The sequence below is a fragment of the Antrihabitans stalactiti genome, assembly GCF_012932915.1.
Classification (GTDB): Bacteria; Actinomycetota; Actinomycetes; order Mycobacteriales; family Mycobacteriaceae; genus Antrihabitans; species Antrihabitans stalactiti.
In genome coordinates this window covers 25035-48093 of record NZ_VCQU01000010.1, presented here as the reverse complement: position 1 = coordinate 48093, position 23059 = coordinate 25035, and the positions used below count along the sequence as shown (strand labels likewise).

The 23059-nt window shown below is 64.0% G+C and carries 23 protein-coding genes and 1 pseudogene; 14 read left to right on the top strand and 10 right to left on the bottom strand.

What is annotated here, in order from left to right:
- The 4 genes from FGL95_RS24750 to acs all read left to right on the top strand — a co-directional run bounded on the left by FGL95_RS24750 (position 1) and on the right by acs (position 5863).
- Complete coding sequence (locus FGL95_RS24750) at positions 1-1755, top strand: sodium/solute symporter (RefSeq protein WP_169592220.1); 1755 nt, start codon at positions 1-3, stop codon at positions 1753-1755.
- A 106-nt stretch (positions 1756-1861) separates the two neighbouring features.
- Positions 1862-2224, top strand: coding sequence for a DUF485 domain-containing protein (locus FGL95_RS24745; RefSeq protein ID WP_169592217.1), 363 nt, complete (start codon positions 1862-1864; stop codon positions 2222-2224).
- A complete protein-coding gene (locus FGL95_RS24740; RefSeq protein WP_169592214.1) occupies positions 2221-3849 on the top strand; it encodes a solute symporter family protein in 1629 nt (542 codons plus the stop codon). The genes FGL95_RS24745 and FGL95_RS24740 overlap by 4 nt, the downstream gene beginning before the upstream one ends.
- 79 nt (positions 3850-3928) lie before the next feature.
- The gene (gene acs / locus FGL95_RS24735) at positions 3929-5863 is read left to right on the top strand and encodes an acetate--CoA ligase (RefSeq protein WP_169592211.1); all 1935 of its coding nucleotides are present in this window, start codon (positions 3929-3931) and stop codon (positions 5861-5863) included.
- Positions 5864-5880: 17 nt separating this feature from the next.
- Here the strand turns inward: acs and FGL95_RS24730 are convergent, their stop codons facing one another.
- Positions 5881-7263, bottom strand: coding sequence for an MFS transporter (locus FGL95_RS24730; protein WP_169592208.1), 1383 nt, complete (start codon positions 7261-7263; stop codon positions 5881-5883).
- A 156-nt stretch (positions 7264-7419) separates the two neighbouring features.
- Here FGL95_RS24730 and FGL95_RS24725 point away from each other — a divergent pair, with 156 nt between their 5' ends.
- Complete coding sequence (locus tag FGL95_RS24725) at positions 7420-8757, top strand: amidase (protein WP_169592204.1); 1338 nt, start codon at positions 7420-7422, stop codon at positions 8755-8757.
- Here FGL95_RS24725 and FGL95_RS24720 read toward each other — a convergent pair.
- A complete protein-coding gene (locus FGL95_RS24720; protein ID WP_169592202.1) occupies positions 8748-10289 on the bottom strand; it encodes an HD domain-containing phosphohydrolase in 1542 nt (513 codons plus the stop codon). The two genes, FGL95_RS24725 and FGL95_RS24720, sit on opposite strands and share 10 nt — an antisense overlap.
- A 177-nt stretch (positions 10290-10466) precedes the next feature.
- On the opposite strand from FGL95_RS24720, the gene FGL95_RS24715 reads away from it, so the two are divergent.
- On the top strand, positions 10467-11198 hold the full coding sequence (locus FGL95_RS24715; protein WP_169592199.1) for a serine hydrolase: 732 nt from the start codon (positions 10467-10469) through the stop codon (positions 11196-11198).
- On the opposite strand, the gene FGL95_RS24710 is transcribed toward FGL95_RS24715, so the two are convergent.
- Both FGL95_RS24710 and FGL95_RS24705 read right to left on the bottom strand, forming a co-directional pair.
- Positions 11195-12211, bottom strand: a complete 1017-nt coding sequence (locus FGL95_RS24710; protein ID WP_169592196.1) for a hypothetical protein — start codon at positions 12209-12211, stop codon at positions 11195-11197. The two genes, FGL95_RS24715 and FGL95_RS24710, sit on opposite strands and share 4 nt — an antisense overlap.
- A 125-nt stretch (positions 12212-12336) precedes the next feature.
- Complete coding sequence (locus FGL95_RS24705) at positions 12337-13137, bottom strand: MBL fold metallo-hydrolase (RefSeq protein ID WP_169592193.1); 801 nt, start codon at positions 13135-13137, stop codon at positions 12337-12339.
- A gap of 105 nt (positions 13138-13242) precedes the next feature.
- Here FGL95_RS24705 and FGL95_RS24700 point away from each other — a divergent pair, with 105 nt between their 5' ends.
- Positions 13243-14379, top strand: a complete 1137-nt coding sequence (locus FGL95_RS24700) for a helix-turn-helix transcriptional regulator (RefSeq protein ID WP_206072296.1) — start codon at positions 13243-13245, stop codon at positions 14377-14379.
- 9 nt (positions 14380-14388) lie between these two features.
- On the opposite strand, the gene FGL95_RS24695 is transcribed toward FGL95_RS24700, so the two are convergent.
- Both FGL95_RS24695 and FGL95_RS24690 read right to left on the bottom strand, forming a co-directional pair.
- Positions 14389-15012, bottom strand: a complete 624-nt coding sequence (locus tag FGL95_RS24695; protein ID WP_169592190.1) for an NAD(P)-dependent oxidoreductase — start codon at positions 15010-15012, stop codon at positions 14389-14391.
- Between the two features lie 57 nt (positions 15013-15069).
- On the bottom strand, positions 15070-15264 hold the full coding sequence (locus tag FGL95_RS24690; RefSeq protein WP_169592187.1) for a CbtB domain-containing protein: 195 nt from the start codon (positions 15262-15264) through the stop codon (positions 15070-15072).
- A gap of 126 nt (positions 15265-15390) precedes the next feature.
- Between FGL95_RS24690 and FGL95_RS24685 the strand changes: the two are divergent.
- Together FGL95_RS24685 and FGL95_RS32475 are read left to right on the top strand one after the other, a co-directional pair.
- A pseudogene (locus tag FGL95_RS24685) lies at positions 15391-16776 on the top strand (chloride channel protein); the annotation flags it as partial.
- A gap of 51 nt (positions 16777-16827) precedes the next feature.
- A complete protein-coding gene (locus FGL95_RS32475; RefSeq protein WP_338080019.1) occupies positions 16828-17430 on the top strand; it encodes a TrkA C-terminal domain-containing protein in 603 nt (200 codons plus the stop codon).
- Between the two features lie 71 nt (positions 17431-17501).
- Here FGL95_RS32475 and FGL95_RS24680 read toward each other — a convergent pair whose 3' ends face one another.
- On the bottom strand, positions 17502-18416 hold the full coding sequence (locus FGL95_RS24680) for an alpha/beta hydrolase (RefSeq protein ID WP_169592181.1): 915 nt from the start codon (positions 18414-18416) through the stop codon (positions 17502-17504).
- Positions 18417-18540: 124 nt separating this feature from the next.
- Positions 18541-18876 carry a TfoX/Sxy family protein gene (locus FGL95_RS24675; RefSeq protein WP_169592179.1) on the bottom strand — a complete coding sequence of 112 codons (336 nt, stop codon included), beginning with the start codon at positions 18874-18876 and terminating at the stop codon, positions 18541-18543.
- Positions 18877-18983: 107 nt separating this feature from the next.
- On the opposite strand from FGL95_RS24675, the gene FGL95_RS24670 reads away from it, so the two are divergent.
- A complete protein-coding gene (locus FGL95_RS24670; protein WP_169592175.1) occupies positions 18984-19430 on the top strand; it encodes a QcrA and Rieske domain-containing protein in 447 nt (148 codons plus the stop codon).
- Positions 19431-19445: 15 nt separating this feature from the next.
- Complete coding sequence (locus tag FGL95_RS24665) at positions 19446-20027, top strand: 1-acyl-sn-glycerol-3-phosphate acyltransferase (RefSeq protein ID WP_169592172.1); 582 nt, start codon at positions 19446-19448, stop codon at positions 20025-20027.
- On the opposite strand, the gene FGL95_RS24660 is transcribed toward FGL95_RS24665, so the two are convergent.
- A complete protein-coding gene (locus FGL95_RS24660; RefSeq protein ID WP_169592169.1) occupies positions 20024-20854 on the bottom strand; it encodes a helix-turn-helix transcriptional regulator in 831 nt (276 codons plus the stop codon). The genes FGL95_RS24665 and FGL95_RS24660 overlap by 4 nt on opposite strands.
- A gap of 101 nt (positions 20855-20955) precedes the next feature.
- Between FGL95_RS24660 and FGL95_RS24655 the strand changes: the two genes are divergently transcribed.
- The 3 genes from FGL95_RS24655 (at position 20956) to FGL95_RS24645 (ending at position 22312) form a co-directional block, all read left to right on the top strand.
- On the top strand, positions 20956-21501 hold the full coding sequence (locus FGL95_RS24655) for a YceI family protein (protein ID WP_169592166.1): 546 nt from the start codon (positions 20956-20958) through the stop codon (positions 21499-21501).
- Between the two features lie 104 nt (positions 21502-21605).
- Positions 21606-22025 carry a hypothetical protein gene (locus tag FGL95_RS24650; RefSeq protein ID WP_169592163.1) on the top strand — a complete coding sequence of 140 codons (420 nt, stop codon included), beginning with the start codon at positions 21606-21608 and terminating at the stop codon, positions 22023-22025.
- An 83-nt stretch (positions 22026-22108) separates the two neighbouring features.
- Positions 22109-22312, top strand: a complete 204-nt coding sequence (locus FGL95_RS24645; RefSeq protein ID WP_169592160.1) for a hypothetical protein — start codon at positions 22109-22111, stop codon at positions 22310-22312.
- Between the two features lies 1 nt (position 22313).
- On the opposite strand, the gene FGL95_RS24640 is transcribed toward FGL95_RS24645, so the two are convergent.
- The gene (locus tag FGL95_RS24640) at positions 22314-22832 is read right to left on the bottom strand and encodes a YceI family protein (RefSeq protein WP_169592157.1); all 519 of its coding nucleotides are present in this window, start codon (positions 22830-22832) and stop codon (positions 22314-22316) included.
- Positions 22833-23059: the final 227 nt, after the last annotated feature.

Genomic DNA, 23059 nt, shown 5'->3' with positions numbered 1-23059 from the left:
ATGGACCACCATCCGGTACCCGCACTGACCGTGCTCGCCCTGGTGTTCGCGGCCGTCGCGACGGTCGCGATCGGCGTGTACGGAGTCCGGCTCGCGCGGACGACGTCGGACTTTCTCGTCGCCTCCCGCAGCGTCGGCGCACGGTGGAATGCCGCCGCGATATCGGGCGAATACCTCTCCGCTGCCTCATTTCTGGGCGTCGCCGGCCTCATCGCCAAATACGGTGCCGACGCACTCTGGTACCCAGTCGGCTTCACAGCCGGGTACCTCGGGCTACTGCTGTTCGTTGCTGCTCCCCTGCGCCGGTCGGGTGCGTACACGGTCCCCGACTTCGCCGAATTCCGGCTCCATTCGACACGACTGCGCAAGTTGGCAACGCTCATCGTCGTCCTGGTTTGTGGCCTGTATCTGATTCCCCAGTTCCACGGCGCCGGATTGACCTTGAATATCGTGCTCGGCGTACCGCATTGGGTGGGCGCTGCCCTCGTCGGCATCATCGTCATTGCCAACGTGGTGGGTGGCGGCATGCGCTCGATCACGTTCGTCCAGGCATTCCAATATTGGCTCAAGCTCACCGCAGTGGCCATCCCCGCGGTTGTCCTGATGTTTCATTTCTTCGCCGACGACCGCGAGCTCGGTTCCCCTGCCCCACCCACGCTCTCGGAGCGAACGACAGTCGATATCACCGTCGACGTGATCGTCCAGGTCACCGGGCCCGAGGCTGTGACGGCGACCGGCACCGTCGACGGGACGACGGTGAACGGTCCGGTGGTTCTGGCTCCCGGCGAACACAAACTCTCGGCGGGCACGAAGCTGCTGCTGGAGGCAGGTTCGGCGGTGCCTGTGGTGTCGGGTGCTCCCGCGAACGGGTCCGACTGGCTCGCACCCGGCAACGGCTTCGGTGGTCCGCATCCGCAGTACCAGGTGTATTCGCTGATTCTGGCAACCTTCCTCGGCACCATGGGCCTGCCCCACGTGCTGGTCCGCTTCTATACCAATCCCGACGGAAGGGCGGCACGGGCAACCGCTTTGGCGGTCATCGGGCTGCTCGGCGTCTTCTATCTGTTCCCGACGTTGCTCGGCGTCTTCGCCCGGCTCTATGTCCCGCAACTGCTCATCACAGGAACCTCCGACGCTGCCGTCCTCCTGCTGCCGGGGTCGGTGTTGGCCGGGCTACCCGGCCAACTTCTGGCGGCGCTCGTCGCGGCGGGCGCTCTAGCTGCATTCCTCTCGACCTCATCGGGACTGCTCGTCAGCGTCGCGGGTGTGATCAGCACGGACGTGCTGCGCGGCCGAGTACGTGACTTCCGCATTGCCGCTGTGGCCGCAGGCTTGGTACCGCTCGCCTTATCGCTCACCGTTGCGTCGCTCGACGTATCCCGTTCGGTCGGTTTGGTTTTCGGTGTCGCAGCATCGACGTTGTGTCCACTGTTGGTGCTCGGAATCTGGTGGCGCGGACTTACCGCCGCGGGTGCCGCTACCGGGTTGATCACCGGCGGCGTCATCGCGGCGGGAGCAACGGTCGCGTCTCTGCTCGGCGGTGTATCCGACACGGTTTGGGGCGGGTGGCCTGCCGCGATTCTCGACTATCCGGCCGCCGTCAGCGTACCGGCCGCCTTCGCCTCGATGGTGCTGGTGAGCAAGCTGACCCGCGGTCAGTCCGCGCTGGACGTCAGCCGCATCTTCACTCGGCTGCACGCGCCGGAACGCCTGGGCATGGGCAGCGACCGCGAACAAGGGCTCCATTCTGCCTGACCGTTCGTCGCACGCAATCGACCGCTCGTCGCAAAGGTGAACAGCTCACCGCGTGATCGGTACCACACACTTCAACTGTGACGGCCATCTCAATAGCGTCCTCTCTATGACCACACCTGCCGTTCAGCCTCAGGTTGCGCCGCCGCCGCGCACACCGACCGCCCAGGACTTCATCGACATGCAAGCAAGTCCTGAATTCCAGGAACTACGAAGCCGGTTGCGCCGCTTCGTTTTCCCGATGACCGCCTTCTTCCTGCTGTGGTATGTCACCTTCGTCCTGCTCAGCACGTACGCGCACGACTTCATGTCGACGCGAGTTTTCGGCAACGTCAACCTCGGCTTGCTGCTCGGGCTCGGACAGTTCGTGACCACCTTCGCAATCACCGGAATCTACGTCCGATTCGCCAACCGTGAGCTCGATCCTCGGGCCGAAGCGATCCGTCACGAACTCGAAGGCACACAGTCATGAGCACTCTCGCCGCCGGCGGCGCAGTCGGCAATCCCGCTGCCAACATTGGCATCTTTGCGTTGTTCGTCGCGGTCACGATGGTGGTCGTCGTCCGGGCCAGTCGCAACAACAAGAGCGCCGCCGACTTCTTCACCGGCGGCCGCGGCTTCTCCGGCCCACAGAACGGCATCGCCATCGCAGGTGACTACCTTTCCGCGGCAAGCTTTCTCGGCATCGCAGGCGCCATCGCCGTCTACGGCTACGACGGCTTCCTCTACTCGATCGGCTTCCTGGTCGCCTGGCTCGTCGCACTGCTGCTCGTGGCCGAACTCTTGCGCAACACCGGCAAGTTCACGATGGCCGACGTGCTCAGCTTCCGGCTCAAGCAGCGTCCGGTCCGCACCGCGGCCGCGTTGTCGACCCTGATCGTGTCGCTGTTCTACCTGCTCGCGCAGATGGCAGGTGCCGGCGGACTCGTCGCTCTGTTGCTCAACATTTCGAGCCGCACCGGCCAGTCGATCGTCATCGCGGTCGTCGGCGTTCTGATGATCGTGTACGTCCTGGTCGGCGGCATGAAAGGCACCACCTGGGTGCAGATCATCAAAGCAGTCCTGCTCATTGCGGGCGCGGCATTCATGACGGTCCTCGTCTTGGCAAAGTTCGGCTTCAACGTGTCCGACATTCTCGGCTCCGCGCAGGAGACGGTATCGGGTTCCACCAATAAGGCCGCTGCAGCGCGCGACGTGCTCGAGCCCGGGGCGCAGTACGGCGGCAGCAACACCGCGAAGCTGAACTTCCTGTCCCTCGGTCTCGCACTGGTACTCGGCACCGCAGGCTTGCCCCACGTCCTGATGCGCTTCTACACGGTGCCGACCGCGAAGGAAGCCCGCAAGTCCGTGGTCTGGGCCATCGCATTGATCGGCGCGTTCTACTTGTTCACCCTGATCCTCGGCTACGGCGCAGCGGCCATCGTCGGACCCGACAAGATCCTTGCTGCGGCAGGTGGCCAGAACTCGGCAGCCCCACTGCTCGCGTTCGAACTCGGTGGCGTGATCCTGCTCGGCGTCATATCGGCAGTCGCCTTCGCGACGATCCTGGCAGTTGTTGCCGGACTGACGATTACCGCGTCCACCTCGTTTGCGCACGACATCTACGCCAGCGTGATCAAGAAGGGCAACGCGGACGAGAACGAGCAGGTCCGGGTATCGCGGATCACCGCCGTCGTCATCGGTGTCCTGGCGATCGGTCTCGGCATCCTCGCCAACGGTCAGAACATCGCGTTCCTCGTCGCACTCGCCTTCGCGGTCGCCGCGGCAGCGAATCTCCCGACGATCCTGTACTCGTTGTTCTGGAAGCGCTTCAACACCACCGGCGCACTGTGCAGCATGTACGGCGGCCTGATCTCGACCATCGTCCTGATCATCTTCTCCCCGGCCGTGTCCGGATCGAAGACCGCGATGATCCCCGGATCCGACTTCGCCTACTTCCCGCTGTCCAACCCAGGCATCGTCTCGATCCCCCTCGCCTTCGTCCTGGGCATCGTCGGCACGTTGCTCGCGAAGAACAAGGACAACACCGCCAAGGATGCCGAGATGGAAGTTCGGTCCCTCACCGGCGTCGGCGCCGAAAAGGCCACCGCACACTGACCCCCACCCCTCGTGAGTCTTTTAGGAGTCCAGGGACTCCTAAAAGACTCACGAGGGCCAACTTTGGAGAAATCGCACGATGACTGCAGTAACCGACCTTGACGTCTTCCCACCCAGCCCCGAGTTCGCGGCGACCGCCAACGCCGGACCTGAACTCGCCGCCGCTGCAGAGGCCGATCGACTCGGCTTCTGGGCCGACCAAGCAGCCCGACTGCACTGGCACGAGCCGTTCACCGAGGTCCTCGACTGGACCGACGCACCGGTCGCGAAATGGTTCGTCGGCGGCAAGCTCAACGTCGCCTACAACTGCGTCGACCGCCACGTCCTCGACGGTCACGGCGACCAGGTCGCCATCCACTGGGAAGGCGAACCCGGCGACTCACGCGACCTGACCTACAACGACCTGCTCGCCGAAGTCTCCAGGGCCGCAAACTACTTCACCGAACTCGGTCTGGAAGCCGGCGACCGCGTCGCCATCTACATGCCGATGATCCCCGAAGCCATCATCTCGATGCTGGCCTGCGCTCGCCTTGGCCTGACCCACTCGGTCGTCTTCGCCGGCTACTCCCCGACCGCGCTGCGCAGCCGGGTCGACGACGCCGAAGCCCGCCTCATCGTGACCACCGACGGTCAATGGCGACGTGGCAAATCCGCACCGCTGAAGGAAGCCGTCGACGGGGCATTGGCCGATGGTGAGCATTCGGTCGAGCATGTTCTGGTCGTGCGGCGCACGGGCATGGACGTCCCCTGGACCGAGAAGCGGGATGCGTGGTGGGACGACACCGTCGCGGTTGCCTCGCCCGAGCATGAGGCGCAGGCTTTCGATTCCGAGCATCCGTTGTTCATCCTCTACACCTCGGGCACGACGGGTAAGCCAAAGGGAATCGTCCACACCACGGGCGGCTACCTCACCCAGACGTCGTACACCCACCACTACGTCTTCGACCACAAAGCCGGTCAGGACGTCTACTGGTGCACCGCCGACATCGGCTGGGTCACCGGGCACTCCTACATCGTCTACGGACCGCTCAGCAACCGGACCACCCAAGTCGTCTACGAAGGCACCCCCAACTCACCGAACGAGCACCGCCACTGGGAGATCGTCGAAAAGTACGGCGTCACAATCTATTACACCGCACCCACCTTGGTCCGGACGTTCATGAAGTGGGGCCACGCCATCCCCGAGGCGCACAACCTGTCCTCGATCCGGCTGCTCGGCTCGGTCGGCGAACCGATCAACCCCGAAGCCTGGCGCTGGTACCGCAAACACATCGGCGCCGACAAAGCACCGATCGTCGACACCTGGTGGCAGACCGAAACCGGGGCAATCATGATGAGCCCACTGCCCGGCGTCACCGCTACCAAGCCGGGTGCCGCGATGGGGCCGCTGCCCGGAATTTCGGCGAAGGTCGTCGACGACGACGGCAACGACATCGCTCTCGGCGAGACCGAGGCAGTCGGCTACCTGGTGCTCGACCAGCCGTGGCCGGCCATGTTGCGCGGCATCTGGGGCGATATGGACCGTTACCGGGAGACCTACTGGGACCGCTACGCCGACCAGGGCTGGTACTTCGCCGGCGACGGCGCAAAAGTCGACGAGGACGACGCCTTCTGGGTCCTCGGCCGCGTCGACGACGTCATGAACGTATCCGGGCACCGAATCTCGACCTCGGAAGTCGAATCCGCGCTGGTCGGACACTACGGCGTCGCCGAAGCTGCCGTCGTCGGCGCATCGGACGACACCACCGGCCAAGGCATCGTCGCCTTCGTGATCCTGAAAGAAAGCGCCCATGGCGGCGACGCCGACCTAGTCGCCGAGCTCAAAGCTGAAGTCGCACGCGAAATCAGCCCGATCGCGAAACCCCGTGAGATTCACATCGTCCCGGAGCTACCGAAGACTCGCAGCGGCAAGATCATGCGGCGCTTGCTCCGCGACGTTGCCGAAGGTCGCGAACTGGGCGACACATCCACGTTGGTCGATCCGAAGGTATTCGAGGCGATCCGAAACAGCTGAACCCCCGTGCGCGCGTCTCACCCCTCCGGGGGTGAAATTCGCGCACGGTTCATCGCCAGCACGACCGTTCCGGCGACGAGCAGACCCACCGCGAGGACCAGGAACACTCGGTCGATCGCGGCTGCGCTGGAGAGGCTGTGCTTTTCGAGAATCTCGATGGACGACGAACTTACCGCGACGCCGACCCCGGCCATCGTGACGAGGAACGTGAGCGTGATGCCCGCGGCTTCCCCGGCACGGTCGGGGCGAACGACGGACTGTGTTGCGACAGTTGTAAACGCATACACCAGACCCATCGTGAATCCGCACAAGCTCAGGATTGGAACGTAAACGGGCCAGCTCGCAACGGAAGTCAGCGCTGCCAAAGCCACACCGGCCGCCACACAACCGATTCCCATGACCGTGATCGGTGGAAAGCGCGCGGCGAGCCAACCGGACAACGGTCCGCCGATTGCCGCGCCCGCCGACGGACCGAGGAAAACGATTCCGGCGGCAATAGGGTCGAGGGCACGTGCTTGCTGTAGATACAACGTCGAACCGAAAATAGTGACCGCATACGCGATATTGGCAATCGTGCCTGCAACGACGAGCACAGCGAATCGTGGATTGCGCGCGAGAGCAAAATCGACCAGCGGCCAGCGGACCCGGTTCTCAGCGACGACGAAGCCGGTCAGCAGCACCATCGTCACGACGAACAGCGCGATTGTCGATACCGACAGCCATCCCCACGTCGGCGCGCGATCGAAGACAAGGGTGAACGCCGCGATTCCCGTTGTGAGAAGCGCCAATCCGAGGATGTCGAGCCGACGTGGCGACTGTTCGTCCGACGATTCCGTGATGGCGATCGCGCCGATCACGATAGCGACGACCGTCAGCGGAACGTTCAACCAGAAGATCGCACGCCAACTGAGCGACTCGGTCAGTAGTCCGCCGACGAGCGGTCCGGCTGCGTTGCCGAGACCGGCTATGCCATAACACAATCCGATCGCATGACTCGCACGGACTGGCGGAAACGCGTTCGTGAGAACGCTCACCGACACCGGAAAGATCAACGCCGCACCGGCGCCCTGGACCACGCGACCGGCGATCAACAATTCGGCCGACGGCGCGAGGGCACAAAGGACAGACGCGAGACCGAAAAGCGCGTTGCCAACAAGCAGGACCCGGCGCCGACCGAACATGTCGCCGAGCCGACCACCCGGAACCATCAAGGCTCCGAGCGCGAGCATGTACGCGCTGATCACCCATTGCAGGTCGGTTGCGCTGGCCGACAAATCGTCGGACATACGCGGCACCGCGAGATTCATGGCGAAGTAGTCGATCTGCACGCAGAACAACGACGTCGAGACGGCCGCGATGATCAGCTTCGGATGCGCCGGACCTGTACTCGCCTCGACCATCGCCAGCTCCAAAAGCCATCAGATCTCGCCAATGTCTAGATCGACCAGCGTAGAAGAACCGTGCGCGAGTTTTACCCCTGTTGGGGTGAGACGCGCGCACGGGAATGGGGTGAACTCCCGATGCGGCGACCGCAGCGACCCGCCGACACTCGTCCAATGGAAACCACAACCGACAAGCTGCTGTCCGCGAGCGAGATTTCCAAGGCGGTTCAATCCGGCGCAATGTCTGCAGTCGACGTCGTTCGGACGCACCTGGACCGCATCGCCACCCTGGATCCGCAGCTGAACGCCTTTCAGTCCGTGCGCCGAGCGGCCGCACTGGTCGAGGCCGCCGCCATCGACCGTCACCCCCGTCGCAGCGAACTCCCCCTCGCCGGGGTTCCCGTCGCGATCAAGGACAACATCGCCGTCGCGGGCGAACAAATGCGGCACGGTTCCGCCGCCACCAGCACCGCGACCGCGCAGACCGACGATCCACTGGTGGCACGACTTCGCGCCGCAGGGTGCGTAGTCGTCGGGACCACACGGATGCCCGAGCTTGCTGCGTGGGCCTTCACTGCGTCGAAAGCCTTCGGTCCGACGCGCAATCCCTTGAATCCCCACCTGAATTCGGGCGGATCCACCGGTGGCGGCGCTGTTGCGGTAGCCACCGGGATGGCAGCCTTAGCGCTGGGCACCGACGGTGGTGGCTCGGTGCGGGTGCCGGCGGCGTACTGCGGAGTCGTCGGACTGAAGCCGACCAAGGACCGAATTCCGTTGCCGGGCGGTCAGGTCGAGCATTGGTGCGGCCTCACCGTCACCGGTCCGATCGCGCGGACGGCGGCCGATGCCGCAGCGGCCTTCGCGGTCCTGGCGGGCGACCCGCACCTCGCAGAGCTTTCCGAGCCGTCGACGAGACTGCGGATTGCCCGATCACTGCGTAGCCCCTCCCCTCTCGGCCAACCGGATGCCCACCAGAAGGCAGCGGTCGATGCTGCCGACGCCGCGCTGACCTCGTTGGGTTACGAGGTGACCAAGGCCGACCCGTCGTACCCGGCGACTCTGCTCAATCAGTGGGGACGTCGTTGGCTCGCGGGCATCGCAATCGAAGCCGAGCATCTCGGCCTCGACGAAGCCGACCTCGAGCCGCGGACCAGGCAGATGATCCGTCGCGGTCGACGAGTGCTCGAGTTCGGCGGCCCTCGACCGTCGGCGCAGCAGCGCTGGCACGACCGTGCGGCGAGCTTCTTCGACAACCACGACATCTTGGTCACGCCCGTCACCGCACGAGGCCCCGGTCTCGCAGGCGAACTCAGCGAAAAAGGGTACTTGGCAACATATCTCGCATCGGCGCGAGCGGTGCCGTTCACCCAGGCGTGGAACTTGGCCGGTTTTCCGGCTCTTGTCGTTCCGCTCGGCGAACGCGACGGACTACCGTTGGCCGTCCAATTGATCGGGGCACCGAACACCGAAAAGCAGCTTTTGACTGTTGCCGCCCAGCTGGATCAGGTCTGAACCAGGTCGTTCTCGATCGCGAACAGCGCGGCGGCGCCACGGGTCGAGACGCCGATCTTGGTGTAGATGTGCTGAATATGGTGGCCGGCCGTTTTCGGCGAGATGACCAGTTCCTGCGCGATCTGCCGGACAGTCCATCCCTGCACGGCCAACCGCAGCACCTGGACCTCGCGATCGGTCAACCCTGCCGGGTACTTACGCCGCTTCGTGGCAGTGCCGATATGGCCGGCAGCTTGCAGCACCCCGTCTGCCGCGCTTTCGTCGAGCAACCCTGCTTCGACCATCGCTCGCAGCTCGACCGCCGCCTGCGACGCCGACAGCGCCGGTCGATGCGCGCGATCCTCCGTCATCGCGTGATAGCAATCGGCGACGGCCACGATTCGCGCCGCGGGCGAAAGCCCGGACCCGCTTAGCCCCTTCGCATATCCGGATCCATCGAGCTTCTCGTGGTGACATGACGCTGCCGGGACGAGCGCGGCCAATCCGGTGCATCGCCGCAGAATCTGTTCGGTGAGCATCGGATGCAGCTGCACTCGGTCCATCTCGGACCTGGTGAGCGGTCCGGGCTTGTCCCAGATCGAGTTTGGAACCGCCGTCCGGCCGAAATCGTGCACCAGCGCCGCCCGACCAACCTCACGGACAGCGGCCGAATCGAGGCCCATATGTTCCGCCGCCGCGGCGGCGAGGGTGGCCACCCCTCGCGAGTGTCCGGCGGTGTAAGGCGATTTGAGGTCGATGAAGTCAGCGGCAACGAGGAGCGCATCATCGAGCGCCGACCCGCTCAGCACGCGCTGCGGTTCAGGCTCGGCTGCGAGCGCCTCGTCCCACGGATCTAGCTTGTCCAACTCGAAGAAGACGTCGGGTCCCAACGATGTCGACGCATCGACTACCTCGGGGTCGTAGACGCCGCCGCGTCGGCGCACGGTTGCGATCGCGTTGTCAGGCCCCTGGACCCGGGCAAGCACTTCGAGGTCCTGGCAGAGGTCGACGATACGCATCGGCAGCGGGATCGACGTTCCCTTGGCCCCATTCGGAAAGCCCCGGCCATTCCACCGTTCGAACGTGTAGCGCAACGACTTTCGCACCTCGTCCGACATCCGCAATCGCACGAGCAGCGCATCCGCGACTTCGCAACCGGTCTGGAAGTTCATCTGCATGTACGCCCGGCCGCCTGCGAGCATCGCGACGACGTCCTTCGCTCGCCGAACCCCCGAGTGAGCGCTGCCCGCGGTCCGCACGATCGCCGGGAGCACCTCGCGGGGATCGGTGAAATCGCTGACCAACGATTGCGACCGCAACGCGATCTCGTCGCCGAAGACGGCAGCAACTTCGTGTGCATGCCCGGTGCAGCCGAGATAGCGAAGCTGCGCAACCCAGTAGACGGTCTCTCGGTCGGCAGCGCTCAGACCGATAAATTCGGCGAGCCGCGCCGCGACCACACACGCGCGCAACCGCGAGCCGAGTGGTTGACCGAATGCATTGTCCTGCCCGAGCGCAAAGGCCGCGACAAGCTCGGCGAGCCGAACGTCCATCGAGTAGTCCTCGTCAGCTCAGAGGTCGGCGAAACATCCGACCGCGCCCACCAGCTGCGAAGCTTGCCGCTGCGAGAACGCCGGCGGCGATCCACAATATGAGGTTCATCGACCTATCCAACCGCAACGGGGCGGGCTGGTGATTGAATATGTCTCCCCGACACGAAGGTAGAGCGCATGATCCGATGTCGAACAGCAGCGTTGGCCGTGCTGGCAGCGATTGCATTCATGATGTTGGCCGGACCCACAGCATCCGCGGGCGGAGCGCAGCTCGACCTTGTCGACTTGTCGACCAGGACCTCTGTGTCGTACCAGTCCCTGATTCCGAGCGTCCGATTCGGCAGCGACAACGAGCACGAAGCGCGCCCAGGGCTGTCACTCATGAAGCTATATCTGGCGGATTATTCGCTGCGCCGTGGCAATGCGTCGGACTGGGATCGAACCCTCGCCGAACAGATGATCCGGTTCTCCGACGACCGCGCCGCCGACCTGATCGACGCGGAATATCCCGGGGCGATCGACGCCGTCTCCAATGAATTCGGCCTCGACAGCACCTGGAGCAGTGGTTACTGGGGAACGTCGGTGACCAGTACGGCCGATGTCGCGAAGTTCCTCGCGGCGAAGCTCACCTCGGATGCGAAGTCACCGATCCTGTCGTGGATGTCCAACGCGGGCAAGGTCGCCGCCGACGGGACCGTGCAGGATTGGGGCACCGCTAACCTGCCCGGCGTCATCGGCACGAAGTGGGGATGGACAGACGGAAGCGAACCGGGGGACGAAGTCGCATCAGCGTCGTTCGGCCCCGGGTTCGTCATCGTCTCCATGACGTTCGGTTCAGCGCAGGACCAGAACGCCGATCTATGTGGCGCCCTGGCCGGTCCGCAGCTGGTGTGCTCCTTGCTTGCCTAGCCCTCGGAGATAATTGCGAGCACCTTATCGGAGGCGAAGAACGGCTCCAGGCGCTCACGGATCTGCGCGGCAAGCACGCCGTTCGCGATGAGTGCGTCGATAATCGACGGCGCGAATCGAGCACCTTCGTTGACCAAATCGTCACGGCTGAGACCGATTTGGTCGAGCAGCTCGCGAATGGTCTTGGTGCCGACCGTCTCGAAGAACGTATCGATGAAGGCGTCGACCAGCTCGAGGGTGTACTCCTCGTTCCGCGCTGACTTGGCCAATTCGTATACGAGCCCAGTGATTTCGCGGTTCTCTTCCTCGGACCCGTACTTGCGCAGCTCGCTGACCGGTTCGTTCGCGTGGAGGTCCCAGACCTGGAGTGCTGCGTCCTCGACCGGCGCGTTCTTGATCAAGTCGCGGACCGCGCTCTCGGTCTGCTGCAGCGCGAATTGCGCGCTCTTGCCTGCCATCGCGTCCAGTTGGCCCTTGCCCACCTTCGCCGCGGTTGAGGCAACCCTGTCGCCGACCGAGAACAACGAGCTCATCCCGGGCACCCGTTCGACCTTTTTCCTGTTCTCCGCGAGGATGTCGCCGACGATGCTGCCGACGAAACTCGACGCGAGCTGAGCCACCAATGGACTCTCCGTCAATCGGTCGAAAACCCGATTCTGCGCAGTCGACATATGGAGAACAGCGGAGACGAGCGCCTGGAACTTGTCGCGGTCGATGACATCGCCGAGGTTGTGTTCCGAGGCCGCGTCCAAGTTGTAGAACGTGTCGGCAAACGGTCCGACCAGCGTCTCGACCAGCGCGCTGGCACCTACCTGGTCCACCCCGATGCGCGCGGTGACCTTCACATCTGCGGGATCGACGACGTCACCGAGTTTGAGGGTGTCCGCCGCTGCGAGGACCAAGTCGATCTCTCGCACGACAACCTCGTCGAAACGATCGGTTACTTCGGCCAGCACGTGCTCGACGAGCGCGTCGAGCAGCTTGTCCGCAACCGCCTTTGGATTCTCGCTCATTCGCTTTGCAACCCTTTCGAAGGACAACGGTGTACTGCCTGAACTTTCGCACATGCGCGATTCCCATGTTCGCCGACATGGTCGCGGATGGGACAGGCGGTCCTGGAGGTTGCGGAACAGCGACGTCAGGCAGGCTCGAACGATGCCAACAACTGCTCGAGCGCAGCCTGATCGGGTCCGATGAACGGGTCGGCGTGCGGTGCCGAGGCGAGCATTGCCAAGAATTCGGTCGTGCGTTCGTGCGCCGGCGGCAAGTGGGTGCTGAGCAGCCACCTGGGCTGCAAGGCAGCGAGGGCCGACACCGTGGCGAGGAACTTCGTCTCGTCCACGACTTGCACCCACGGACTGTCCACGCTCGCCCATAGATGTTGGGCTGCCCGCACGTCGTTCGGCGACGAGTAGCCGACGTCGTCGGCGATGGCGAGATCGGCACTCGGCATCGGTGCTCCGAAGCAGTCGGAGGTGAAGCATGCCTCGCTGCTCTCGTCGTAGAACCCGACGGTGCTCGGATTGTCGAACAGCGGTGGGCGGAACGCTGTCAGTCGCCGGTCTCCGACATCGAGCGATTGGCCTGGGTTCAGCAGATAGACACGGTTCATCGGCAGCGGTCGTTCGGTCGACATGATGCCAACGCCGGCGAAGGTGGTGACGACCCGCGCGTTCGGTGCGGCGTCGAGCAAGTCGAACAACGATCCCGTGTGATCCCGGTCGGGATGGGTGAGCCAGATCCATTCGATGTCCTCGACGTCGACGACCGAGCCGAGCGCGTCCATGAATCCGCGGCCGGGCAGGCTGAGGCCTGTATCGACGACGACTGGCTCGGTTGCGTGCAGTACGAACGCATTCACCGGAAGATGGCCGATGCCAGGTACTTCCATTTCATCGGCGAGGACCGTGATATCGCGTGCGATTCGATTGATACGCATCGTCGTTCCTTTCGTCGACATCGACGGTATCGACGGCCACCGCACCCGCGACATTCCATAAACCTGGTATTTCCGCAGGTACGGCATGGTCGTACCGTGAGATTCATGAGCGCGGACTCGATTCAGCGCGCGACCGAGAAGATTGCGCAGATATGTGCGCAGCCGCGCGACATCGTGACGATGTGGCATGACACGTCGGCTGTCGTCGCAGGCGTGGTGCCCTACTTTCAAACGCCATGCTGGTACACCGTCGACCCGGCGTCGTTACTGATGACCAGCCATTTCCACCACGGACTCGCCGAATTCCCTGGCGAGTGGCTCGCGGCCGAGTACTACGAGGACGATGCGCAATCCATTCCCGATGTCATGCGTTCGCCGCTGGGGATTTCGACATTGCACGAAGTGACCGGCGGCGACCCCACGAACAGTCCGCGGTGGCAACGGAACATGACCATGGGCGGTGACCAGGAACTGATTGCGCGACTGCGGACGCGCAACGGCGAAGTGTGGGGCGCGCTGAGCCTCTACCGCGAACCCGGTCGGCCCCTGTTCACCGAGTCGGAGAAGAACTTCCTCGCCGCGGTTGCGCCGTGCCTCGCAGATGGTGCTCGCCGCGCGCTGCTCTTCGGCCAGGCCGAGGAGCCCGAATATGCAGACTCACCGGGTTTGCTTGTGCTGAATGAGAATTGGGACATCGAGTCGGCGACGCCTGGTGTAGCGCGATGGATGGCCGACATACCGGGCGGAGATTGGGACCGCGGCGAATTGCCTGCCGCCGTAACCACGCTCGCTGGTAGGACCCTGCGCTTGGCTGAGGACCGCAATCGGGCGGGCGAGGTGGCGTTGTCCCGCGTCCTGTCGCGGTCGGGCGCATGGGTTGTGCTGCACGGTGCCTGCCTCAATTCGACCGGGCAGCGACGGATCGCGGTCATCGTCGAGCCGGCGCACCCGAGCCGCATCTATCCGTTGCTGATGTCTGCCTATGGGCTGACCGAGCGCGAAAAGGAAGTCACCCGGCTCGTCCTGCAAGGTGCGTCGACTACTCAGATCTCGAACGACTTGACCGTTTCGGCGCACACGGTCCAGCAACACCTGAAGAGCATCTTCGACAAAACCGGCGTCCGCAGCCGCCGCGACCTGGTCGGCAAGGTGTTCTTCGCCCACTACGAGCCGCGATTTCGCGACAACGAAAAGCGTGCGCAGGCGGACAAAGCGCTTCGCGGCGGACCTTGGTCTGACTGAGCGGAGCGCTCACGACGCGATCATCGGCGCCGCACCGACGTAGCGACCGTTGTCGAGACAGTCCAGCATGAATGCGGCGACGTCGCCGGTGGTGACGGTGCTCCACGGACCGATCTTCAGTCTGCCCGTACGCAGGTGACCAGTTGGGTCGCCGGCGACGACACGTGGCGCTCGAACGATGGTCCAGTCCAGATCACTTTCCGCGACAGCCGTTGCCATCACGGCCGCGTGGTGCACGATCGCCGGTCCGACCGTCTTCATGATCGGGCCGATGAGGCGCTTTCCGACGTTGCGAGGATCGCCGTCCATGTGCAAATGAAAGCCCTGCATGATCACGATGCGCCGGACGCTATGGCGCGCCATCGAATCCATGATCGCGGCTGTCCCGATGCTGAGGCTCTCCGGTCCACGAAAGCCACCCAATGAGCTGAGCACAGCGTCGGTCCCGGCAACAACGCCGTCGACTGCGGCGGCATCACATGCGTCGCCTTCGGTAACGGACAAGAATGGCGACCGAGCCGTCAACTTCTCCGGTGAGCGAACGAGAATCCGCACATCGTGCCCCGCCGCAAGGGCTGAATCGAGCAACACGCTACCGACGGTGCCCGTCACGCCGAACATTGCAATTTTCATGCAAGAAAGGTAAATCGCGCCACCGAGCCGCGATATACCACAAATCTGGAACGACCGTCAGTGGCAGGGAAGGCCGAGCAAATGCCTGCCGTCGTGCATGAGTTCATGCAGATACAGGCCACTACGCGACAATGCGCCTTGATCGAAACCGACCAAGTACAAAGTCAGGAGCGCGAGTAGGACTGCGCCGACCAGCATGAGCATCGAACCGATGGACTCGGTAGCGCGGCTCGGCGAGGCAACGAATGCCATGGATCCTCCTGGGAGCAATTGCGATAATTAGCAGATCGAAATAGCCCTGACGACGAGGCTCAGCGTACTCTGCCGATTCATTCTTGATCAACAGATCAATTACTTCCTGTCGGGCTAAAGTGCATCATGATCGCGGTCCGGCAGTGGCTAATGTCCGTTGGTACTGCATTGGGTGGCTGGCTCCGAAGAGCGAGCTATCTTCAGAAATGGCTCGCCCTTGGCACCGCGATCGGCATCATCGCCGGACTTGGCGCTGCCGTGTTCTTCGCGACCCTCACCGCGTCGACGCATCTGTTTCTCGAAACGCTCGGTGGCTATACGCCGCCCGCACCCATCGGCGACGGTGGTGCGAAGGGCAGCGGCGAGTTCACCCGACCTTGGGCCATACCGCTGGTCGTCGCGCTCGGTGGATTGCTTTCGGGCATCATCGTTTTCACCTGGGCGCCCGAAGCAGAAGGTCACGGGACCGACGCAGCTATCGAGGCGGTCAACAAAAACCCGCGAATGATTCGGATGCGCGCCGTCTTCGTCAAACTCGTCGCCTCCGCGATCACGATCGGGTCGGGCGGTTCCGCGGGACGGGAAGGACCGACAGCGCAGATCTCGGCAGGGTTCGGCTCCTTGCTCGCTCGCACCCTGGACCTCACCCCGAAGGACGGCCGAATCGCCGTTGCGGTCGGTATCGGGTCCGGGATCGGGGCAATCTTCGGCGCTCCGGTCGGCGGCGCATTGCTCTGTGGTGCAATCGTTTACAAGGACGACTTCGAATTCGAGGCCATCATTCCCGGCCTCTTCACCTCGATCGTCAGCTATACGGTCTACGGGGCGTTCCTGGGATTCGACCCGCTTTTCGGTTCCGCCGCAAGCACATACAAGTTCGACGAGCCGCTGCAACTCGTGTGGTTCGCCATCATCGGAATCTGCGCAGGCCTGATCGGTCTGCTCTTCGCGAAGACCTTCTACTTCACGGTCGACATCACCCGTCGCCTCCCCGGTAGCCGCATGGTGAAGCCCGCGATCGGCGGCCTGCTGGTCGGTTTGCTCGCGCTGGGTATCCCGGAAATCCTTGGTAGCGGCTACGGCTGGGTGCAGAACGGTCTGGACCGCGACGGCCTGCTGGCGATGCCGCTGTGGGTGATCTTGATTTTGCCGGTGGCGAAGATCCTTGCCACATCGCTGTCGATCGGTACCGGCGGATCCGGTGGAATCTTCGGTCCGGGTCTAGTGATCGGCGCATTCACCGGCGCCGCAATCTGGCGAATACTCGAACCGTTCGCACCTGCCGTGCCGGACAGTCCGGCGCCGTTCGTCATCGTCGGCATGATGGCGTGTTTCGGGAGTATCGCCCGAGTGCCGCTCGCCGTCATGCTGATGGTTGCCGAGATGACCAGCAGCATCACGATCCTCGCGCCCGCCATGGCCGCGGTCGGGCTGTCCTACCTCATCGTCAGACGGTCGGGCGAGACGATCTACCGCGCCCAGGCACAGAACCGGGAAGAAGCGCGGTCCGCGCGGTTGCGCGCCGGGCTGCCATTGTTGGGTCGTGCGTCGGTGGTCGACGCGATGTCGGCACCCAAGCTCGTGCTCCGCGGCGACCTGCCGATCGGCGAAGCCTTGGAACAGCTGCGGTCGGCGGCGGTTCCCGGCGCGCCCGTGGTCGACGCGCAATCGCGATTCGTCGGGTCCGCGTACAGCGACCAACTCAGCGGCGGACCGATGGGCATCGCCGTATCGCGAAGGGTCGAGGCGGGCGCGCCGACCGTTGCCGATGACGCCAAACTCGACGACGCACTCGATGCACTGCACGGCACCCACCGCTGGTTGACGGTGTTGGATGCCAAGCGAGAGGTCCGTGGGATCGTCGGCGTTCGCGAAATCGTGCACGCCTACCGGGTAGCCGCGGAAGCCGACGTGCACCGATTCTCCCGGATATCGGCACACGCCGACCTTGTCGATGTACAGGTCGACGCAGGCTCGGCGCTCGTCGGGAAGGCTCTGGGCGACAACACGCTTCCCAACGACGTCATCGTCGTGTCGATCACCCGCGGCGACAGCGTGCTCGCCGGCGCTGCGGGAAGCAACTTCCAGAGCGGCGACGTGGTGACGCTGCTCGGGGAACCCGCAGAGCTCGACCACGTCAAAGCGCTTCTCGCACCTACGCGCTAGCTCCAGATACGCAGAAATCCCCGCACAGCCGACCCTTTGAGGCCAGCTGTACGGGGATTACCGCTAGAGCGTCAGGCTCCGATTGCCGGGGCGATCGTGCCGTACCAGGACTCGTGCAAGCGATCCTGCCAGTGGTTCCACCAGTGGATACCGACCGGAGTGACGTTGACCTGAACCTTGGCGCCTGCGAGCTGCACCGCGGGGATGAAGGTCTGCGAGCTGATGCCTGCGGCAGTTTCCAACGGAACGAGCTGTGCGAACCGGACCGGATCGAAGCTCCTGCTGGCCGGGTTGACCGATGCGTCGGTCGGAGCCGGTGCGCCGAGGCCTGCCGAAACGTACACAGCCTTGCCACGCAACGCGCCGACGTTCAGCAACGGATCGTTACGGAGCCAGTCGCCACCGGGCCAGATGCCCCACATGTTGGCAGCATTGCCGCCCATTTCGCCGACCGAGATCTGAATGCCCTGCGCAAAGCCCGGGCTGCTCGCCGTCGGGTATCCGCTGTAGGACGCGACGGCCTTGTAGAAGTCCGGCCGGTGCGTCGCCAGGTTCAGCGCCGACGTTCCACTCATCGACAGTCCTGCGATGGCGTTGTTCACGCCGTCACTGTTGAACTGCGACTTCATGTAGGCCGGGAGCTCGTTCGTCAGGAACGTCTCCCACCTGACGTGCCCGAGCCTCGGGTCGTCACGCTGCCAGTCGGAGTAGAACGTGCCGCCGCCACCGAACGGAATGGCGACGTTGACGTGCTTGCCTGCAAAGAAGCTCACGACGTCGGTGTTGATCAGCCAGCCACTGTCGTTGTCTGGGGCCCGTAGACCGTCCAACAGGTAGAAGGTCGGGGCGGGGCCTCCACCTGCAGCCTTCAGGACCATCACTGGAATGTCTTTGTTCATCGCCGCGGAATGCACATATACCAAGGAGGTATCAGCCTGTGCTGTTCCGACGCCGGGCACTGTGACTACGCACAGCGCCGCGATCATGGCGAAAACACTGGTCAAGAGAGTTCTTACGCGACGATTCACCGCGGTCCTACCTTCGGTTTATTCTAAAGCGGGTCCCGAGATCGTAACAGCCGGATAACCGTTCGGTCTCCTCAAACGCCGGTTAACTCTTGCGAGGTAACGCTTTCGCATACGCGATTCCGCGATTTACCCAGGTCAGCAAGTCGGCGTCGTCTTGCACCGCTTCTGCATCGACTCGCAGCCAGCCGAGCATCTCGCGTCCCCGCATCACCATCGGCTCGACCTGGCCGGCTCTGAGCAGCTCAGGCGCGCTATCGGGATCCACCCGGACCATCAGCCCGCCCTTGCCACTCGCGCTGACGGCCATGTTCCCGCCGATCAGAAACGCCAGCCCGCCGAACATTCGCTTCTCGTCGACGCCCCGCTCCGACGCGACAATTTCTCGAATCCGATCGGCCAGTTCCGCGTCGTATGTCACAGCAGCATTATTGCGCCGCGCCGCTGCGGTTGAACCGGTCGGGCGCGGTGTTCGTTCTCCAAAGAGCGGTCCCATCGATACGCAGCCCGAACGAGGAGCGACCAGCCATGCAACACCTCGAACACAATCCCCAGCGCAACGACACCGCGGAATTCCCGCGCCGGACGATCGTCGCCGGCATCGGCGTTGCCGCCGCCACACTGGCTGCCGCCAGCGCGTTGTCGAACAATGCACGTGCGTCGGCAGCACCCGCTACCAGCAAGGATCCGAAAAGCGCCCCTGCGACCGTGAACGCCGGCGACATCCCGGTCGGTGGCGGCGCCGTCCTTGGCGACGTCGTCGTCACCCAGCCCAGCAGCGGCGATTTCCGCGGTTTCTCAGCAACGTGTCCACATGCCGGGTGCAATGTGTCCGACGTCTCCGGCGGCACCATCAACTGTCCGTGCCATGGCAGCAAGTTCAATCTCGACGGATCGGTCCGCGTCGGTCCGGCGTCTGCCCCGCTCGCACCGAGGAGCGTGTCGGTTCAAGGCGACTCGGTGGTGATCGGCTGAGCTAACGTTCGCGGTATGAATCGAGGATTCCGCATCCGCAGAGCCATCGCGCGCGCCGCGCTGCGCGTCGCACGTTGGAAGACCGTTGGCACGGTGCCGCAGAAGGGAATCCTCGTCGGCGCGCCGCATACGTCGAACTGGGACTGGGTGGCCACCATCGCCATGTGCTGGAGCAGCCGCGTGCAGCCGACCGTGCTCATCAAGAAGGAATTCTTCAAGGGTCCGTTCGCTCCCCTGCTCCGAGCTACCGGTGGGGTGCCGCTCGATCGAGCCAACCCTGGCGAGACCATCCGCGCGTTGCTGGAGACCGCGAAAGGCAACGAATCGTTCCTGTTGTGCATCGCCGCCGAGGGCACCCGGACCAAGACCGAGTTTTGGAAGTCCGGCTTCTACCGGATCTCCCAGCAGACCGGCTTGCCGATTTCACTCGGTTTCATCGACGGGGCGACGAAAACGGTCGGCGTGGGGCCGACGTTCACCCCGACCGGTGACATCGGTGCAGACATGAACCTCGTTCGCGAGTTCTATTCCGACAAGCTCGGCATCAATCCCGAGAACCGCACCGAGCCCCGGTTGCGCGAGGAGTCGAGCAGCTAGTCGTTCACGGCGCGGTCTTCGACCAGCCGCAGCACGTTGGCGCGAGCCGCGGATCGCTCGGTGAGCCATACGACCAAGCACAGGTCCGAGAGCTCGAGGGTCTCGTACTCGAATTCCACATTCCCGTTGCGCGGGTGCGCGATTCGCAAGACACCACCGGTCTTGTCGTCGACGAGATGCTCCTCCCAGCGCCGCGCGAACTCGGGAAACTGTTGTAGCTCTTCGATTGTTCGATTCAATTCGGAATCGTTCGGCCATCGAACCGTTGCCGCGCGCAGTCGGGAAGTGTACGAATCCGCCACTTCTGCCCAGTTGCGGATCATCTTGGGCGCCGTCGGAGCCGCAAACGTGTGCCACGCAAGGTTGCGCCGAGCCGACTCGTCCAGCAGTCCGAGTGGCGTGGCGAATTTCTCCCAATGCTCGTTCCAGCCAACGACATCGAGATTTCGCCCGATCACGAAGGCCGCTGTGTCGACGGAATACAAAATCGCCTCGACCGCGGGCGACAGCTTTTCGTCCGCCGGGGTATCGCCAGGGCAGGCGCTCTTGTTGTCACTCGTGATCGCGAGCCAGCCGAAGTGCTTGCGCTCGGCATCGTCCAGCTGCAACGTGTCGGCCAACGCTCCGATGATCGAGACCGACGGATTACTGTCGCGGCCCTGCTCGAGCCGAGCCAGATAGTCGACGCTCACACCCGCGAGCGCGGCGACCTCTTCGCGGCGCAGTCCGGGCGTGCGGCGTCTCCCGGAATCCGGCAAGCCCACGTCGCCCGGATTCAACCGCGCGCGCCGGGAGATCAGAAACTGACCGAATTCGGACTTCGCCATGGTTCCATCGTCCCCCGAACAGCACCGTTTAGCCTCGCCCTGTCAGTGCCATGATCAAGCCGGTCTGGTTGCATCGCGCCGACGCGGCCAACGTTGTCGGCATGACACTTTCAACCGACTCCACCACAGCCGCCCTCGCCGCAGGCTCCTGGGCCCTGGATACAGCGCACTCGTCGGTCGGCTTCACCGTCCGGCACCTCGGGATCGCGAAGGTCCGCGGCGGCTTCACCCGATTCGAGACGACGTTCGTCATCGACGAGACCGGTGCCGCCGACATCGGCGCCGTTATCCACCTCGACTCGTTCGACACCGGCAACGCCCAGCGTGACGAGCACGTTCGCACCGCCGACTTCCTCGACGTCGCACACCGCCCGACCATCACGTTCCGCGCCCTCGGACCCGTCCAGGTAGCCCCGAACTTCACGGTCCAGGGCGAAGTGACTCTCGGCGCGAAGACGGCACCGGTCACCCTCGACGTCGAATGGGGCGGCGTGCAAGCGTTCGGACCGTCCGGCGAACGGCACGCCGGGTTCTCCGCGGTAGGCAAAATCAAGCGCAGCGACTTCGATGTCGGTCCGCAGATCCCCGGAATGCTGAGCGACGCGGTCCAGGTGGAGCTCGAGATCCAGCTCATCGAGCCGCAGTAGCGGTCCTGGCAGGGTGGCAAAAGTCCAGCCCTCTAGCCCCTGACGTCGTCGGTCCGGTTGCAAGACGCTTGTAGCAACCGGACCGAGACCGAAGGAGCCTGGAGATGTCGTTTCGACGCCTCGCCGCCGCAATTCCCGCGGCCGCATTGATTTCGTGTGCCGCAGCGTCGAACGCGTCGGCTGAACCTGTGTACGGCGACAACGCCGCGTGGGTCGTCTCGCAGTACCTGCAAGGACGACTGTATGGAACCGATATCCCGGACTATCCCTACGTGTGCCCGGCGGACCTGACATGGAAGCTGTCCGGCACCGCCTCGACCGAGCCGCCGTTCTACAGCAAGCAGCACGACTTCCTAGATATAAGGACGTTCAACCCGAACACCATCCGGACCATGACCGGGCACGGCTCGCCGGCGGGTTACGCATTCGTCAACGTCGACGTCGACGGGTACGAACGCAGCGAAGCACGGACCTTCGAACTCGCGAGCACGCAGCAGGGGTATTGCATCGGCAATCTCCGCTGACAACCGTGCGTGATTTTCACCCCTGTGGGGGTGAGACGCGCGCACGGGCGTGGTAGGTATGTGCGAGGAAGGGGGCGACGACCTTGGACGCCAGACGAATCCTGATTCCCATTTTCCGTGCAATCGAAGACGGCGCGGGACGAGTGCTGACCCTTCTCGACGCCGAACCGAGCCGCGACGCGTTGTTGACGCGACGCGGCCCGTCGGCGGTCGGCACCCGTCTCGAAGAGCTACGCAAGGACCTGCTCGCCAGCACGCCCCGGCCCAGCGACACCGACGAGGACTAGGTCACCGGTCCGCGCGGCGTACCACGGCCTCAACCGTCACGGACACGTACCGGCCGATCAGGAATCGGGGCACCTTCAGGCCGAAGGCGCAGCGATCGAGCGTGGCGGTTGCGATCATCCGATCGCCATCGACCGACACGTCGAATTCGAGGGGCACCTGCTGCCCGCGTACCTGCGCTTCGCCGGCGACCTGCAGGCCTGACTCGGTCCGCACGATGTCGCGTGCGACGAACGTCATCATCGGGTAGTTGTCCAGATCGAGGAAGTTCGGCTTGCGAAGGTCCTTGTCGCGGCGCTTGTTTCCCGTGTCGATGGCGGACAGTTCGATCGTCCCTGCTGCGCGTTCGGCGTAGCCGTCCGGGCCGATCGAGATTTGTCCGCTGCCGATGGGCACGGAGCCTTTCACGATGAACCCGAGCTTTCGGACGGTGAAGGTTGCGGAACTGTGCGCCGTGTCGACCATCCACAGGCCACCCGCGAGGGTGTTCTGGCGGTTCGACGAAATGGCGTTGGTGGTCATTGGTTCTCCCAGTGAGTCGTTCATGCGATGTGACGCAAGTGTGGGTTCGAAACGACCTGGCCGGATCAGTGTCATTACGTAGGTGCAGTACTGAATTCGAGCCGAGTTGCGCGAGCGGTACCCAACCGCACAAAGTCTTGGAACTGTTCGATCGGGTGGGATTTCGCTCGGATTCCGAGTGGAAATCCACCGTCTTGTGGCTGGATATCCGGCAGCAGCGAGGTCCG